The following is a 14,961-nucleotide window of genomic DNA, read 5'->3' as shown; positions in this document are numbered from 1 at the left end:
AATATCACGTAATTATTGACTAACGAAAGAAAACAAGAACGGAGGCGATAACGGTTTCCCGTTCACATCTAAGGAGGTACTGTTCACCTGGATCGTATAGATCGGCGAGTTCGGCGAAACGGGAGGAGATAACGAGACGTTGGTCATATTGAAGTCGCCGTTCGTTCCGAAGGCCGTAGTCGTTCCGCAAGTCGCTTCCATTTCCGAATACACTAAATTTAGGACGCGACAACCGAATGGCGCCACAGCTTGACAATCCTGCCAATTCCAGGTTGAAAGCCTAAGAGTTGTAAGGGGAGGCGAAATGCGGCTCAATGAAATCGCATTTAAAGTGCTACCCGGGTCCATATAATTGCTGAAGATCAATCTAAAATTATCCGTATTCCGATCGGTACAGGCGGTACTTGTTCCAGTGCCGTCATCTCCTCCCCTGAATTGGTAGGAGCTGGGCGATAGAACCGAAATACTATCATCCCACCAGCACGATCCAATGGTCCAGCTTCCGCCAGCTACACTGCCTGTTCCCGGCAATGCAATCGCGCAACCGGGTTGGCTCGCGACTCCGATAGATTGGACGTGAGGTGAGGGGTTGTTTGCACCCGCGACGAAACTACCAGTAACGGGGGTTTTTAAAGCCACTAAATTCGAGCTAAGTGCGCTAGTTGAGATGCTTACGCTATATCTAGTTCCGTAGGTGAGAACCGAATCCGAAACTAACGTCAATACGGTATTTCCACCGGACCAGGTATAAGTGCCCGGTATTGCAGGCGAAATATTAATCGCAGCTTGAGTACTGAGCGGATCCATCGGAGTCGAAAAATTGAACGTGAGAGTATTATTTCCAGGATTCCCTAAACAGCCGTTCGTTACTGCCACGGCAAGAATGTCGGATAGGGCGCCTGCTCCCGCCTTGCATGTCGGGATTGTTCCGGTGAAGACGGTAATCGAAGTGACTCCGGGAAGCGCGTTATTTGTTCCTACAAAGAAGCTTCCCGCTATGTTTCCAGCTAAAGCGATATTATTCGTATCGACGGCTTGAGTACTGACGATAACACTATATCGCTGTCCAGCCGTTAACGGAAAATCAGGAATTATAGAAAGGGAACTAGCGGATGTCCATGTATAACTGCCGAGTAAAGTCGGACTAATTGCGATTGCACCTTGCGTAATTTGCGGATTCATCGCCCGTGAAAAATTCAGAATAATCTGATTTTGGTTCGGATTTCCCATGCAGGCAGTTACGATATTCGAATTTAAAAAATCCCCCAAGGCGGCGGTTCCAGCGTTGCATGCGGCAAGCGCTCCGGCATAAACGTACATATTATTGATTGTCGGATTCGTTCCTACGTTTGCCGCGCTTCCAATCGAGACTGAAGCGCTAAAAGGGTCTTTCAGATCCCTTCCGGAATTATCCTCGCACGATTTAGTTAAAGAGAATGTATAAGTTCCTGCTTTAAGGGAGGCAGAAGGAAGAAAGTTCAAAACCGACGGAGTGTTGTTAAAAAAGCCGGGCGTCGTCGGCGACATAGAAAACGCGATCTGACAAGCGTTCATGTTCATTTCCTTACTGAACGCAATTTGAAACGATTGATTACTTGGGAGATTTTGCAATCCGGAAACCGGGTTACTGAATAAAACAGTCGGAGCGTTCGATTCTCCGATAAAAGGATCGAACTTAAGGAGACTATTTTGCAGATTTTTGCACGAGGATAGAAAAATTACAATCGTCATAATATAGATCGATTTATTAAAAAAGCTTAATTTAAAAAAAGAAATACTGTTTTTCATGATTTTTATTCTATATCAGTTATTTGTTATGGATTAGAAAACGCTTTAATCCTCTATCAAACCTTGTATAGATTTACCTTTTATATCGTCCGGCAGGAAAATATCATCGATATGTTCGTTGTTTAATAAAGCGGATATCAACGAATTTCCCTTACCTTTTTTATATTGGATTAACTTGTTTATTTCGCCTTCAATCGTTCCCGTAAATGCGAGTTCATAGCACCCCGTCGCGTAAATGGACAGCGCATCGGTTAACTCTTCCTGGGATTTGACATATTCGCTTTCGGCAGCCAACATATCTTCGCGTTTGGCTTGACCCACTCTATATTTCGTGCTGGCAATTTTTAAGGATTCCCACTGAAGTAATACCTTCGAATTCGCAATTTTAATAATTTCCCATGATTCTAATAGCTTATCTGCGCTCTTTTGCACTTCAAGGCCGATCTGGTTTTCCAAACTTTTGCGATTTAGAATGGCTTCGCTTAACTGGACTTCGCCTTCCACAATCTTTCTCGCGTAGCTAAGATTATCCCAGAATTTTATCTGGCTGGAATTATACCCATTCAATCCAGGCCCTACGAATTGGTTTCCGAAACCAGGATAGGTTTGGATACCTGTTCCGTCCTTCTGAACGCCTAAGTTCCCGTTGGTCTGCACGGTATTGCTACCGAGCGGAAAAGTTAAATTGAAATTTACCCCGTAAATATCGTGCTGTAGAGGAAGGCGATCTCCGTTTCTACCCGCGTAGCCGCCTACATATAACTTAGGTATCCAATAGTTTTCCGCGATAGTTTTTTCATCCTTAAGACGTTGAATTACTACGCGGGATTTTTTTACGTCTTCACGTTCTTCTCTAGCTCTCGCGATCACGTTCATTACATCCAAACGAGGGGGGGCGAGGATAAAATCGGTGAATAAATTTTCCTCTAAGTTAAGCTGAAGTTGATAATCCAAATTTAATATCTGTTTCAACTCCAAAAGGGACTGTCCGTATTCGTTCTTATATTTCTGAAGAGAATATTGGGCCTGCCGAAGTCTGCTCGCGGTTTCTATCAATTGAATTTTGGGAATGAATCCTTGCTTATACTCCGCCTGAGATTTGGAATATGATTCTTCCATTTTCTCCAACGTTTTCCTGGCGAGAAAGACCTTCCCCTTAGCGCCAAGCGTTTTAAAATAAGCCTTTTGAATTTCTAGTTTTAGTTTTGCGTAATTGATTTTGAAATCTTTCTCATTCAGGACTTCATTTAACTTGGACGTCTCCAAATTCAAAGAGGCTTCCCCTCCGTCAAAAACGAGTTGTTGAACGGTTAAGCGAACGTCATTATAAATATTATCCGCAGAGCCGACATTGATATTTCGTAGACCAAAATACTGGACTCCTACTTTAGGAAGAAATTCGCGCCATCGCTCAGTGATCAGCATTTTAAAGATTTCTTTTTTGGCCTCGAGAGTTCTTAAAATTACGCTGTTGGTAGTGCCGATCATTACGGCTTGCTCGAGAGTTAAGGTGATTTTTAAGTTCTCATCCTCTTTGCTAGGTGCAGCGATAACGCGAGCCGAAAGTAGTTGGTAAAATAATATCAGAATGATTAAAAGATTCAGTATAAGAGAATATTTTCGTCTGAATTTTCCCATAACAAAGCTGTATACCTTCTAATATCGTATTCCATAATTTCATTCTTAAAGAAAGATGTAAAATTTCCTCCGCTTCCTCCGCGAAAAAACCATGTTCATGGCTAAAATTCGTTTAAAAATTATCATCGTTGAAAAGGGCCTTATGAAGTCAACTGAGCGAAATTATTATCTTCGTTCTTTTATATATGGTTATGTCTCTTACTAAAAGAAAACATGATATAGTTATGCAGCTATCATTTGAATCGAATCGGGAGACGGGCAGTTTGGTTTATAGATATCAATAAAGTCCGGATCGAAGTTTCGTATCGCGCATACAAAGTGAGTCGCTACCGTTGCCTATTTGAGCGAGGCAGTGCCTAATCAATTGATTAAATATCGGGAAGGTAAGGCTATAAAAGTTCTCCGGACGAATATGGAGAAATGTAATAAATCGTTCTAAAAAGAATTCATTGGCATGTTGGATTTTGCCTTCCTCTCGTTTAATGAAAGATAAATATATCGAAAATTTAACAGTTACAGATATATAAGAAGAGATCCTCTATCCGCGTTCATATAATCCCTACCAACTTCGACTCCAATCCACTCCCTCCAATTCTGCCAGATAGCACCTAACCCAAATACCTTCTTTCGTTGCTCAGCGATATCTATTATCTTTTGAATGTGCTGGGTGGTTCACCATCTTGTGATTGCGGTATTGCGCGTTCGGTCAAGAATAGCCTGAGTCAGACAATATAATTCCGTAAATTAATAATTAGGGCTTATTTTGTGCATTTTAAGCTCGATCACTTCCGGCAGACAAAACCTAAGAATATTACCGAAATACGATGAAATCTTGATTCTTATTGATCCGTCTGATAAATTTGTAAGGGTAAAAACCTGCGGGAGGAAATTCTGAATGGCAGAGGAAAGGAGAAGAAGGGAGAGGCTCGTTTCAAAAGAGCTATTAGAACTTCTTGTTTTAGCGTCGTGTGAAAACGGCGCTTTAGTCGGAAACGTTTTGGATATTTCGGACTTTGGTATTGCAATTCTTTCGGACTTGGAATCTATCCAGAATCAAGAAATCGGATCTAAAATCTCGGGCATTGTGTCAGGGCCGTCTATGGAAGACATTCAATTTGGCGGGGTCATTATTAGAAAAGAGAAAGTCGCCACTTCAAGCGGAATTAGAGGCATTATCGGAGTAGAATTTAACAAAATCATTCAACTTTCGGACCGTGTTATGGCTTTAAGCTTAACCGCTTTCAACTAGCGATCGAATTTCCGCCGTTGATTTAAACGTACGCCCATTACTCTTCGGCCCTTTTAGATTATTAAGACTTCGAAGTCCCCTTTAGGTCGGTTGCTAAATATCAACTTGAAAATCGATTTAAACTTACGTCTAATTATATTCGGATATAAGAGATCGAGGATTTTGCTATGGACATAACAAGCATAATTACCGATCGAATTCATTCTTGGGATTTATTCGAACTTTTTGTTATAGCTATCAACGGAGAGGCGATAGTTGTAGGGAATGTCTCGGATATTTCCGATACCGGACTATCGATTCAAATTGATAGCGGGAATTATCAGAATTTCGAAGACGGTTCTCCGATTCGGTGTGTGATTTCCGGATCTTCGATGAAAGAGATAAAGTTCGCAGGAAAAATCATTCGGACTGAAACCGTAGCAACGTCCTTTGGAGTTAAAGGATTTATGGCAATTGAATTTTCAAATCCAGCCCTAGCTTCGGAGCAATTAAAGGCATTAATTTCGGCGTATTCGAAATAAAACGAAGAAATTCCAATAGTTCATTATAGAAATTAAAATTCAGAATTTTATTAACCGTCCGAATCTAAGTTTAAATCAGACTTTAAATTCTCAGTATGTAGCTTCAGGGAGTTTTATTTCGATCCCTTTTTCAGTTTCTTACAACAAAACGGTTCGGCGTAATGCGCTTGCATCGGTTTTTTAATCTAACGAGGAAACTCTTTCTTTGAGAGCGAAAGTACGGAACCGATTTCCCGCGGCTTCGCATAATAAGAAGCAAGTTTTAACGGCGGAATTTTGGTAAGTAATCGTTCGCCGGATGTTGAGTCAGTTTAACTTGAGTTAGTGATCGGACTTCTTGAACCGAATGCCCGACCCAATTTTTCATTCCATTTCCAACTCCCAGCAACTTGCCGACTATGAAATTGAATATAAAATCCCGGAGGAGAGCTCGGAGAACGATCGCTCGATGCAATGTTATGGGAATCTTAATCGTGTTTCTTCCTTTTTTTAGAGCCGATGCGGCTACCGGCTTCAAAGACGAAAATAATTAGCCTTTCTCGGACGTCTGTTCGTTTATGACAAGCCAGTGGAGTCCTAATCGGTTGATAGCCTCCACAAACTTTTTTGTATCTACAGGTTTCACAAGGCAGCTATTTGCTCCGCTGGAATAATATTGAAGCAAATCCTTTTGCTCTTTATAAGAAGTTAGAATAATAACCGGCAAGGACTTCGATATTTCGCGGGATCTGATTTGTCGCAAAACTTCTTTGCCGTCGATTTTCGGAAGATTTAAGTCTAGCAAAACTACCTGGGGCATCGCGTTCGCGTCGATAGAGGAGCGGATTCCTTCTTTACCGAATAATAGATCAAGCGCCTCTTCGCCGTCACGTGCCACTTCGATTCTATTGTCGATCCTGGTCTTTCTTAAGGCTCTTAGCGTTAATTCTTCGTCGTCGGGATTATCTTCAACTAGTAGAATCCAATTTTGAAACATTTTGTTTTTATTTTTTATTAAACCGTAAAATAAAAGGTGGCGCCTTCGTTGAGATGCGCTTCTGCCCAAACTTTCCCGCCATGTCTTCTGATAATCCTTTGAACTGTGGCTAGACCGATACCATTTCCGGCGAACTCCTTCAGCGAATGAAGACGCTGAAAGGCTCCAAATAGTTTATCAACGTATCTCATATCGAACCCAGCTCCGTTGTCCCTTACAAAGTAAACCGGGGCGCCTCCGCTTTCCTCTTTGCCAAATTCAATTTTGGCATCAGGTTTTTTTGCGGTGAATTTCCAAGCATTGCTCAACAAATTAGTCATCATCGCTCTCAATAGAGAGGCATCACCGTTTACTACAATTTCTTCCGAAAGAACAAAATTAACGTTACGCTCCGGCTCGTCTCTCATAAGATCTTCGATAGTTACGGCAGCTATTTGCGATAGATTTACAGTTTCATTTTTTATTTCTCCCTGAGTAAGTCTAGACAATCCGAGGAGACCATCGATAAGCTCTCCCATTTTTTTGGCCGAGCTTATTACTCTTTGCATATCCTCGATACCTTGAGACCTTAGATCCTTTCCGGATTCTTCTAACACGTCGCTGCTGAAACCGACTATGCTTCGCAACGGGGCGCGAAGGTCGTGAGAAACGGAATAGCAAAATGCTTCTAGTTCCTGATTCACCGATTCGAGGTTGAGGGTTTGTTTTTGAAGTTGGAGAGTCGTTTCCTCTAACTTTATACGACGCTCTTCGGAAAGTCGGGCAGTCTTTGCGAGAGTAACGACTTTCGGTATAGTCGGGAATAGCCAGATAGCAGTCGCAACTGAAGCGGTCGCTGTAACAATTTTGATCGCGGCAGCAAGCGAATAGTTCGGTACCCAAAGATTATAAACTTCCATAAGGTGAGTCATACCGCATGCGGCTATGAATAGTCCGAAAGCTAAAAACATACCGCTAAAAGGGAGCTTGATTTTTTTAACCAAAGCATAAAGACAAATGGAAATTACCGCATAGGCAAGAAAAATAAGAGAATCCGTAATTACCATGGTCCAAACGAGGCTAGGTATCCAAAGATAACAATGACCGTGAGGCATAAATCCATCGCCGTTGAGAATCGTCCCTAAAGTTTCGAACATTTGATGCCTCCTTCGATCCTGCTCTAATTAATAATACGCGAATTTTTTAATGTTATGCTTTGTCCTTAAATCGTTCCCCGCATTTTTGTCGGAAATGAGAGGGACTCGATTTTAACGGATTTCCGTTAAGTATAATGGTAATTTAAACCACTGTAAAGGATTTTAATAAGGAAAATATTATTTTCCTCATTTATTCGTTTGTTATATAATTCCATCTAAGGCATACCTTTTGAATCTGTAGGCAATTCCTTGGATTTCATTTCACATATTCCGGAATGGTCATATACCTTTTCCGAACGGATGAGAAAGAAAGGCCAAGGCGAGAACGCAGGAGAGCGAATCAAGATTTGTGATAGTCGAGGGCTTAAGCGGAGTCGTTTATTGTTGAATATTAAATTAAGATCTTTAGAGCAAGCAGTATTGAAAGTAGTATAGGGCTACTAAGTTATTCTCAGTAACTACCGTATCTAGTACAATTTACTATACTTCCGAAAGTTTTTCGGTACCGAGTTTTCGACCATTTTCTTCTTGCGAGATATGTCGGAGCTTGTACTGAAAGCCGGTGTAGTTTCGTAAGACATCAAGGAGAGACGAATGTCCCCGAATGATAAGGAAGAAAGCAAGAAGGAACACTTCGTATTAAAGGGTGATGCTGCGGACGCCTTCTTCAGAAGGATAGTAGAGCGCAACACGAAAGCGAGCGCCGAAAGACTTGCCGATGCGAAGAAGGAAGCAGAACGCAGGGGTAAAGAGCCGTTCGATCTTGAAAAGTTAGAGCGCCTCTATGATACCCGAAAGGACACTGAAGGTCGGGTCGATCCGTTCGAGGTTAGACATACCCATTATGAGGACCTTTACTACACGTATGACAGGAACATTATGACCTTGGAGGAGTTCGTAATATTCCTGGAGAGGACGAATCACTGGTAGTGTGCTGACGAGAAACCGCGGCTTCCTTACTTTGTCCGAGAGGCTTCGGTTTTACGGTAGAGATCACACTGGAGGATGAATTGCCTAATTAAAGAGCAGTTCAAAAGACGTGACTTTCAGCTTCTAGATTCAATCTCTGCCTTTTGCAAGTTTAGCGAAGTTCAAGATCTGGATTCATTTAATAAAGATAGTTGTTTGAATCGCCGATTCGGTAAAGAATTTAAGCAACGGAAGAACCCGATAAAGTGGGGTAAGATTCTATTTAACTAATAGATGAAAGCTCAGAGATGATTGGACTTAGATCGGGGGGACATGTTGACCCTGGATAGCGCAGCTACCATCCTGCCATTTTCCTGAACTAAGCAAATTATATTGTTAGGAAAAAAATACTTTCTTTCTGATTCCTGGCCATTAAAATCCAAAGATTATTATGAAGAAGCCATACGTAGGTAGACTTGCGGAAACGCACCTGTATGTTTTGGCTATTGTTTTAGTCGCAGTCTTAATAATTATAAATCAAGTTATCATTCATACTCTTTTATCCGAAGTTCGGAAGGATGCATTCGTTATTAATATTGCCGGAAAACAACGGATGCTTAGTCAGCGAATTACTAAACTTGCTCTGATGTCCATAAATGATCCTAGGAATTTTATCGAATTAAAAAAGGAAACCGAGATTTGGAACCGTACACATTTCGGGCTTCAACGCGGAAATGCAGAAATCGGTTTATCTGCGAATAACTCGAAGGAGATATCTAAGCTCCTGGGCGATATCGATCCTTATCAAAAAGGATTGTATTTATCGATTTTGAGTCTTGGAAATAGTTCTCAGATACGCGGGACGATTTCCGAGATTTTAAGGAATGAAGAAGCGTATCTACCTCTCATGGATTCCATCGTAGATACGTTGGAAAAAGAATCTCAAGCCCGTGTCCGCCGACTTGAGGTAGTCGAAATATTATTAGCTGTGGTGTCGTTACTATTACTTACCGCAGAGTTTCTATTCATATTTCGACCGATAATTAAAGAATTAAAAACGAGAGAACAAAAACTCGAACGCTTGAACGAAAGTAAAGATCTGATTATGGCTACGATCGCGCATGACATTAGGAATCCGCTTAATATCATACAAATATCCTTGGATCTTCTAAAAGAAAGAATCCCGGATATTTCCGCTAAAAACGTGGAAACTCTTATGTATGCTCAAGATGCTTGCTCGAGAGCCGAAAAATTAATCCGCGAATTGCTAGAATTATCTCAAATTGAGAGCGAGGAATTTTCTTTGACAAAGGAGATTACTAAACTTGATCCATATGTTGTGCGAGTTCTTTCCCCGTTTCGATACCAAGCTTCCGAAAAACAGATAGAAATAAAAATTACGGTGCATCCTCCGGATCTTTCTGCGATGATCGATCGAGACAGGTTTGCTCGGGTTTTAGAAAATTTAATAACAAATTCGCTGAAATTTACGGAAGAATCCGGAAAGATTGAAATTAATTCCTTTGAAGAGAAAGGAAAAGTATGGCTCGAAATCAAGGATACCGGCATAGGAATTCCTGAAAAATTAAAAGAGTACGTCTTTGATAAATATTCTAAAGCTCGTAGAAAAGGGATGCTTGGTGAAAAAACCGTAGGCTTAGGAATGTGGATTGTTAAGACGATTGTTGAAAAACATCAGGGAAAGATTTGGCTTGAAAGTCAGGAAGGACTGGGGACGACATTTTACGTTTGTTTACCTAAAGAAAATTTAAAAGCTCGAAACGGCATCTAACTAAGTAGTCTCCTTGCCTCCTTATTTCTCCGCCCAACGTTCCTTGATTTTCAAAATTTCCGGCATCTGGTCTAGAAAGATCGGAACGATAGACGGATCAAAATGTTTTCCCGATTCCGTCTTGATGTACTGTATGGCGTCCGGTATTTCCCATGCCTTTTTATAGGGTCTTTCCGTAGTTAATGCGTCGAATACATCGGCTAAGGCTACAATTCTGGCCTCTATCGGGATCCGCTCTCCTTTCAATCCGTTCGGATAGCCGGAGCCATCCCATTTTTCGTGATGATTTTGAGCGATGCTCTTGGCCAACTGGAGTAGGGCAGAGTTATGATCTCCTATGATTTCGGCGCCGATAGTGGGATGTTTTTTCATGATCTCCCATTCTTCCGGAGTCAGTTTACCCGGTTTTTGTAATATTCCATCCGGGATCCCGATTTTTCCGATATCATGCATGGGAGATGCATTCAGCAGATCTTCGGCAAATTCCGTGGAGGATCCCAAAGCCAAAGAGAGGGTTCTGGAGTAGTGACTCATTCGGATAACGTGCAACCCCGTTTCGTTGTCCTTATACTCCGCCGCGAGACCCAATCGTTGGATGATTTGCAATCGGGTTTCCCTTAGCTCCTCGTTGCGAACCAAAGATAGGTGGGTCCGAACTCTTGCCTTTACGATCGAAGGACTGACCGGTTTCGTAATATAATCCACGGCTCCCGCTTCAAATCCGCCCGCTTCGTCTTCTTCATCCACCATTGCTGTCACGAAGATAATCGGAATTCGAGAACTCTTCGGATCTTCGCTCAGGATCTTACAGACTTCGTGCCCGGTCATTCCGGGCATCATCACATCCAGAAGAATCAGATTCGGTTTTTCGGACAAGGCTAACTCGATTCCTTTCGCTCCGTCCTTAGCGAAAAGTAGTTTGTAATCTTCTTGAAGAATTTGTCGGAGCACCTGTAGATTCGAGGCTTCGTCATCTACGATCAGAATTTTCGGCCTAGAGTCGGCGATAGGATTCATTCTTGGTTTACTCCTTTAATCCCGAGAGATCGAGTCAGTTCTTGCAAGATCCTTTGGGCGGCTTCGAATTCAAATTGCTCGATTTTAGACACTAACTCATCAAGTTTTGTGTCCTCGACTTCGCCCGAGATAAGAGAAAGAAGTTCGTCCATATGCTTATCTTCGATGTAGCCTTTCCGAAAAGAATTAAAGAGGAGTCGGATTAGTTCCTCGGCACGTTCGAAATCCGAGGAGGATCCGGTTCCGCTTTTCGCGACTTTGGACAAGCTCAGCGTCGGACCGGAAAAATTCATTACTTTAGTGATTTCTTCGATCATCTGGTTGAAATCGATCGGCTTAGATATAAAACCGTCCATTCCCGCGGCTTTTGCGGAATTTCTGTCTTCTTCGAAGACGCTTGCAGTCAAGGCTAGAATAGGAGTTCTAGGTACGTGTTCCTCTATCTCGTAGTGTCGTATCAGCTTCGTTGCCCGCAATCCGTCCAATACGGGCATCTGGACGTCCATCAGTATCAGATCGAATTTGTTAGACAGTACTTTTTTAAGCGCTTCTTCTCCGTTGTAAGCCGAGGAAACCGTATGTCCTTCGTTGTTCAAAAGCAATTCGACTAACTCCGTATTCTGTTCGATATCATCCACGACCAGAATATTCAAAGAGGGAAGATTTCGGCGAATGGACTTTTTGATTTCCGTTTTTGGACCGTCGATTTTCTGCAATGGAATCAGGACGTGAAATATGCTTCCTTCTCCTAGTCTGCTTTCCGCCCAGATCTTTCCTCCCATGAGTTCGGTCAATTGCTTGCAGATAGTCGTTCCTAATCCTGTGCCTCCGAATCGTCTGGTCGTAGAGATATCCGCTTGAGTAAACGGTTCGAAAATTCTTTCCAGTCGATCCGTTCGGATTCCTATGCCGGTGTCTATTACGGAAAAATGAAGTTCCTTTCCCGATTTTTCGATCTTTAGAGTCACCTTCCCCTTGTCGGTAAACTTGATGGCGTTTCCGATCAGGTTGATCAGGATCTGACGGATCCGAAGAGAATCTCCTCGATAGAATTCGGATAGTTCCGGATCCTGGATTACTTCGAAATCCAAGCGCTTTTTGATAGCGCTAATTCCTAAAAAGGATTTGAGTTCTCCGATAAGTCTAAAAAGAGAAAAGCCTACGGACTCCAGTTCGACAGCGCCTTTTTCGAGCTTAGCCGTGTTTAGGATATCGTTCAAAAGTCTTAATAGAGATTTCGCAGAACCTTTTACGGTTTCTAGATGAGCTCTTTGATCCTTCTCCAATTTTCCGGAAAGTAAAACTTCAGTAAATCCTATGATAGAGTTCATTGGAGTCCTGATTTCATGGCTCATATTCGCCAAGAAGGAAGTTTTGGTTACGGAAGCGAGTTCGGCCTTTTCTTTGGACGTCCGCAAGTCTTCTTCCATATTGTGCCTTTCGGTGATGTCCAAGATGACTCCGTCCAGAAAAAGTATGTCGCCGTTACTTCCGAAGATCGCACTACCGTTTTCCCAAAACCACCTGATCTCTCCGTTTCTATGTATGATTCTGTATTCCAATACGAAGGTCCTTTTTTCTCGTACGGCGTCTTCAACAGCTTGGTAGACGGCGGCCTGATCTTGCGGGTGGATGATGTCGTTATAGGATCGGATCGGATTCGGAGGAAAAAAATCCGAAACGGGATATCCGGTCATGGATTCTACCGCGTCGCTCATATATAGAGTTGTCCGATCTTCGTTAAAGAGGCATCGATATGTGATTCCGGGTATGTTTTGGATAAGGGATCTTACCTGCTGCTCGCTTTGCTTGAGTGCAGTTTCGATCATTTTTCTTTCGCTGATATCCGTTACAAAACTTACGAATAGCACCTCTCTCGGTAGCTTTACGTGCCCGATCGCCAACCGCACTGGAAAAATGGAACCGTCCTTTTTGCGTCCTAGGGCTTCTCTCCCCGTTCCGATAATTTTGGTCGTTCCGGTTCTGATATAATTTTTTAAATAGGTCCCCTCTCCCGAATGATACGGTTCCGGCATGAGTTCTCGGATATTCTTTCCGAAGAGTTCCGAATTCGTATATCCGAAGATGCGCTCGGCAGATTTATTGAAATCGATAATCCTGCCGTTGATATCGATCGTAATCACTCCGTCTACTGCGGTTGAAATGATTGCCCTCATTCTAGCTTCGCTTTCCTTCAGATTGTTCACTAACTTTCGATACATAAAGAAAGCGTTCACTGAGAAGGTAAATAGGGTGAAGCCGATTGTGATGACAGATACGGACAAAGCCAGAAACATCGGGTCGGTCTGGTTATTCGGGGTAACGGTTTCCTGACTTCCGATAAAACGGGCGGCGGCCATTCCAGTATAATGCATTCCTGATATCGCGATGCCCATAACGGAGCCTGATATAAGCGTGGGCCAATGCGAAGTTAGCCTGAGGCTCTGCAGCCCGAAACGGATCCAAAGCGAAAGAATAGCAAGTACGACGGCGACTAGTATGGACAATGCGAAGATCCAAGGATCGTATCGAAGGGAAGCGTTCATACGCATTGCTGCCATTCCCGTATAATGCATTGATCCGATTCCGGAACCGACGAGAACGCCTCCGATGATTAACTCCCGGATTCGAAGCTTAGAGCGGCTTACATAGGTTAATGCGACCATAGACGCGACGATACTCGGGAGAACGGAAACGATAGTAAGTGTTCGGTCGTAAGTTACATTCGTACAGAGTTTGAAGGAAAGCATTCCGATGAAATGCATTGACCAGACTCCGCATCCTAAAGCAATGCTCGCCGCAAACAGGATCAGAAATCTGCTCGCAGGCGGAAGGCTTTCCGGAAGGGGTTGTCCGACCATCCGCAACGCGATATATGAGGAAAAGATCGAGACTAAGACGGAGAGGACGATCAGTCCGGGATCGTAAGAGCTATCCAGGAAGGAGGCCGATTGATCGGATATAAAGAATTGTCGCATCGTTTCAGTCATCGAAATCGTACCTCTATAAAATCAGGATTCACGTTTTAGATTCTCGAATTCGAATTTCAAAGACGAGGTATTCGAACGAATACCCAAGTTCCCGATCCTCAAAAAAGGAATTAGACTTAAACAATCGTAGATAATAAAGAAACGATCCTTCCTCTCATTTCTGAATTTAAGTTTGTCCAAAATTTCCATCTTCGGGTTATTTTTTTGAGATTGCATATTCGAATACTGAAAATTTCAAACAATTCCGTCCAATCTATGTGCCGGTTTAAAAAAGGGATCCGATTCGCATCCAACCCTATAATATTATAAATATATTAAATTATTATTCTCTTTCGTCTTGATTATTTTTTAATATTCTTATAAATTCGTCTTCGCTTTCAAGATTCCACCACTTATTGAATTCCAAAAAAATGCCCTTAATTCGTCCCTTGGAATTTATCCACAATATCGAATCGGAATGATCTATTTCTCCCGATTGTTCGTTCGGAAACGCCTGGACCCCGAAACGTCTAGCGAGTTCGAACGATTGTTCCATCGATTCCGTACGGATCAGGATGGATCGTTTTTCGTCCTCGGCGAAATACTCCTTGAAACGTTTCTGCGAATCGTTCTTCGGATCTAAGCTGATAAATATCAGACGTAGATCCGCTCTTCTGGTAAGTGTGCTTTTCAATTTAGCTAAAGTTCCGTGGCAGATGGATTTACAGTTCAAATATCCGAAATAGATAAGATTCTCCTTTCCAATTAGAATATCCCGTATATCGGTGGCGGCTTCACCCTTTAGACTCAACGGAAAGGACGGGGCGATTCGGTCAACTTCCAACATCCTTTTGGGTTTAACGGAAATAAAATAGAATGATGCAAGGATCAATGCGGCTCCCACTATCGTTATTTTCCATAATTCCGTCTTCATAAGAAAAATTCGAATTTAGAATCCGAGGCAAT

Annotated in this window: 11 protein-coding genes; 4 read left to right on the top strand and 7 right to left on the bottom strand. The window is 42.4% G+C overall.

Annotated features, from left to right (window positions below; all coding sequences use genetic code 11):
• Positions 1 to 12: 12 nt before the first annotated feature.
• Complete coding sequence (locus tag LEP1GSC050_RS20255) at positions 13 to 1,788, bottom strand: Ig-like domain-containing protein (RefSeq protein WP_010570188.1); 1,776 nt, start codon at positions 1,786 to 1,788, stop codon at positions 13 to 15.
• 45 nt (positions 1,789 to 1,833) lie between these two features.
• The gene (locus LEP1GSC050_RS20250; RefSeq protein ID WP_010570187.1) at positions 1,834 to 3,426 is read right to left on the bottom strand and encodes a TolC family protein; all 1,593 of its coding nucleotides are present in this window, start codon (positions 3,424 to 3,426) and stop codon (positions 1,834 to 1,836) included.
• An 895-nt stretch (positions 3,427 to 4,321) separates the two neighbouring features.
• Between LEP1GSC050_RS20250 and LEP1GSC050_RS20245 the strand changes: the two genes are divergently transcribed.
• Entirely contained in the window at positions 4,322 to 4,675 is a 354-nt protein-coding gene (locus LEP1GSC050_RS20245) for a PilZ domain-containing protein (protein WP_010570186.1), read from the top strand.
• Between the two features lie 167 nt (positions 4,676 to 4,842).
• Positions 4,843 to 5,196, top strand: coding sequence for a PilZ domain-containing protein (locus LEP1GSC050_RS20240; protein ID WP_010570185.1), 354 nt, complete (start codon positions 4,843 to 4,845; stop codon positions 5,194 to 5,196).
• 529 nt (positions 5,197 to 5,725) lie between these two features.
• Here the strand turns inward: LEP1GSC050_RS20240 and LEP1GSC050_RS20230 are convergent.
• The gene (locus LEP1GSC050_RS20230) at positions 5,726 to 6,172 is read right to left on the bottom strand and encodes a response regulator (protein ID WP_010570184.1); all 447 of its coding nucleotides are present in this window, start codon (positions 6,170 to 6,172) and stop codon (positions 5,726 to 5,728) included.
• Between the two features lie 17 nt (positions 6,173 to 6,189).
• Complete coding sequence (locus LEP1GSC050_RS20225; protein ID WP_010570183.1) at positions 6,190 to 7,308, bottom strand: sensor histidine kinase; 1,119 nt, start codon at positions 7,306 to 7,308, stop codon at positions 6,190 to 6,192.
• A gap of 594 nt (positions 7,309 to 7,902) precedes the next feature.
• Between LEP1GSC050_RS20225 and LEP1GSC050_RS20220 the strand changes: the two genes are divergently transcribed.
• Positions 7,903 to 8,238 carry a hypothetical protein gene (locus LEP1GSC050_RS20220; protein WP_010570181.1) on the top strand — a complete coding sequence of 112 codons (336 nt, stop codon included), beginning with the start codon at positions 7,903 to 7,905 and terminating at the stop codon, positions 8,236 to 8,238.
• Between the two features lie 430 nt (positions 8,239 to 8,668).
• Positions 8,669 to 10,009 (top strand): ATP-binding protein, encoded by a 1,341-nt coding sequence (locus LEP1GSC050_RS20210; protein WP_020987858.1) that lies wholly within the window; start codon positions 8,669 to 8,671, stop codon positions 10,007 to 10,009.
• A gap of 21 nt (positions 10,010 to 10,030) precedes the next feature.
• Here the strand turns inward: LEP1GSC050_RS20210 and LEP1GSC050_RS20205 are convergent, their stop codons facing one another.
• The 3 genes from LEP1GSC050_RS20205 to LEP1GSC050_RS20190 form a co-directional block, all read right to left on the bottom strand.
• Positions 10,031 to 11,026: a response regulator gene (locus tag LEP1GSC050_RS20205; protein WP_010570178.1), complete on the bottom strand. Its 996-nt coding sequence runs from the start codon at positions 11,024 to 11,026 to the stop codon at positions 10,031 to 10,033.
• Positions 11,023 to 14,016: an MHYT domain-containing protein gene (locus LEP1GSC050_RS20200; protein WP_010570177.1), complete on the bottom strand. Its 2,994-nt coding sequence runs from the start codon at positions 14,014 to 14,016 to the stop codon at positions 11,023 to 11,025. The genes LEP1GSC050_RS20205 and LEP1GSC050_RS20200 overlap by 4 nt, the downstream gene beginning before the upstream one ends.
• A gap of 322 nt (positions 14,017 to 14,338) precedes the next feature.
• Positions 14,339 to 14,929 (bottom strand): SCO family protein, encoded by a 591-nt coding sequence (locus LEP1GSC050_RS20190; RefSeq protein ID WP_010570175.1) that lies wholly within the window; start codon positions 14,927 to 14,929, stop codon positions 14,339 to 14,341.
• Positions 14,930 to 14,961 lie beyond the last annotated feature (32 nt).

This window comes from Leptospira broomii serovar Hurstbridge str. 5399 (assembly GCF_000243715.2).
Classification (GTDB): Bacteria; Spirochaetota; Leptospiria; order Leptospirales; family Leptospiraceae; genus Leptospira_B; species Leptospira_B broomii.
The sequence above is the reverse complement of the archived record's forward strand: the minus strand, read 5'-3'. Positions and strand labels throughout refer to the sequence as shown.

Excerpts from the sequence above, each read along its gene's own strand:
- LEP1GSC050_RS20255 (WP_010570188.1), bottom strand. The coding sequence starts at position 1,788 with ATGAAAAACAGTATTTCTTTTTTTAAATTAAGCTTTTTTAATAAATCG.
- LEP1GSC050_RS20250 (WP_010570187.1), bottom strand. The coding sequence starts at position 3,426 with ATGGGAAAATTCAGACGAAAATATTCTCTTATACTGAATCTTTTAATC.
- LEP1GSC050_RS20245 (WP_010570186.1), top strand. The coding sequence starts at position 4,322 with ATGGCAGAGGAAAGGAGAAGAAGGGAGAGGCTCGTTTCAAAAGAGCTA.
- LEP1GSC050_RS20240 (WP_010570185.1), top strand. The coding sequence starts at position 4,843 with ATGGACATAACAAGCATAATTACCGATCGAATTCATTCTTGGGATTTA.
- LEP1GSC050_RS20230 (WP_010570184.1), bottom strand. The coding sequence starts at position 6,172 with ATGTTTCAAAATTGGATTCTACTAGTTGAAGATAATCCCGACGACGAA.
- LEP1GSC050_RS20225 (WP_010570183.1), bottom strand. The coding sequence starts at position 7,308 with ATGTTCGAAACTTTAGGGACGATTCTCAACGGCGATGGATTTATGCCT.
- LEP1GSC050_RS20220 (WP_010570181.1), top strand. The coding sequence starts at position 7,903 with ATGTCCCCGAATGATAAGGAAGAAAGCAAGAAGGAACACTTCGTATTA.
- LEP1GSC050_RS20210 (WP_020987858.1), top strand. The coding sequence starts at position 8,669 with ATGAAGAAGCCATACGTAGGTAGACTTGCGGAAACGCACCTGTATGTT.
- LEP1GSC050_RS20205 (WP_010570178.1), bottom strand. The coding sequence starts at position 11,026 with ATGAATCCTATCGCCGACTCTAGGCCGAAAATTCTGATCGTAGATGAC.
- LEP1GSC050_RS20200 (WP_010570177.1), bottom strand. The coding sequence starts at position 14,016 with ATGACTGAAACGATGCGACAATTCTTTATATCCGATCAATCGGCCTCC.
- LEP1GSC050_RS20190 (WP_010570175.1), bottom strand. The coding sequence starts at position 14,929 with ATGAAGACGGAATTATGGAAAATAACGATAGTGGGAGCCGCATTGATC.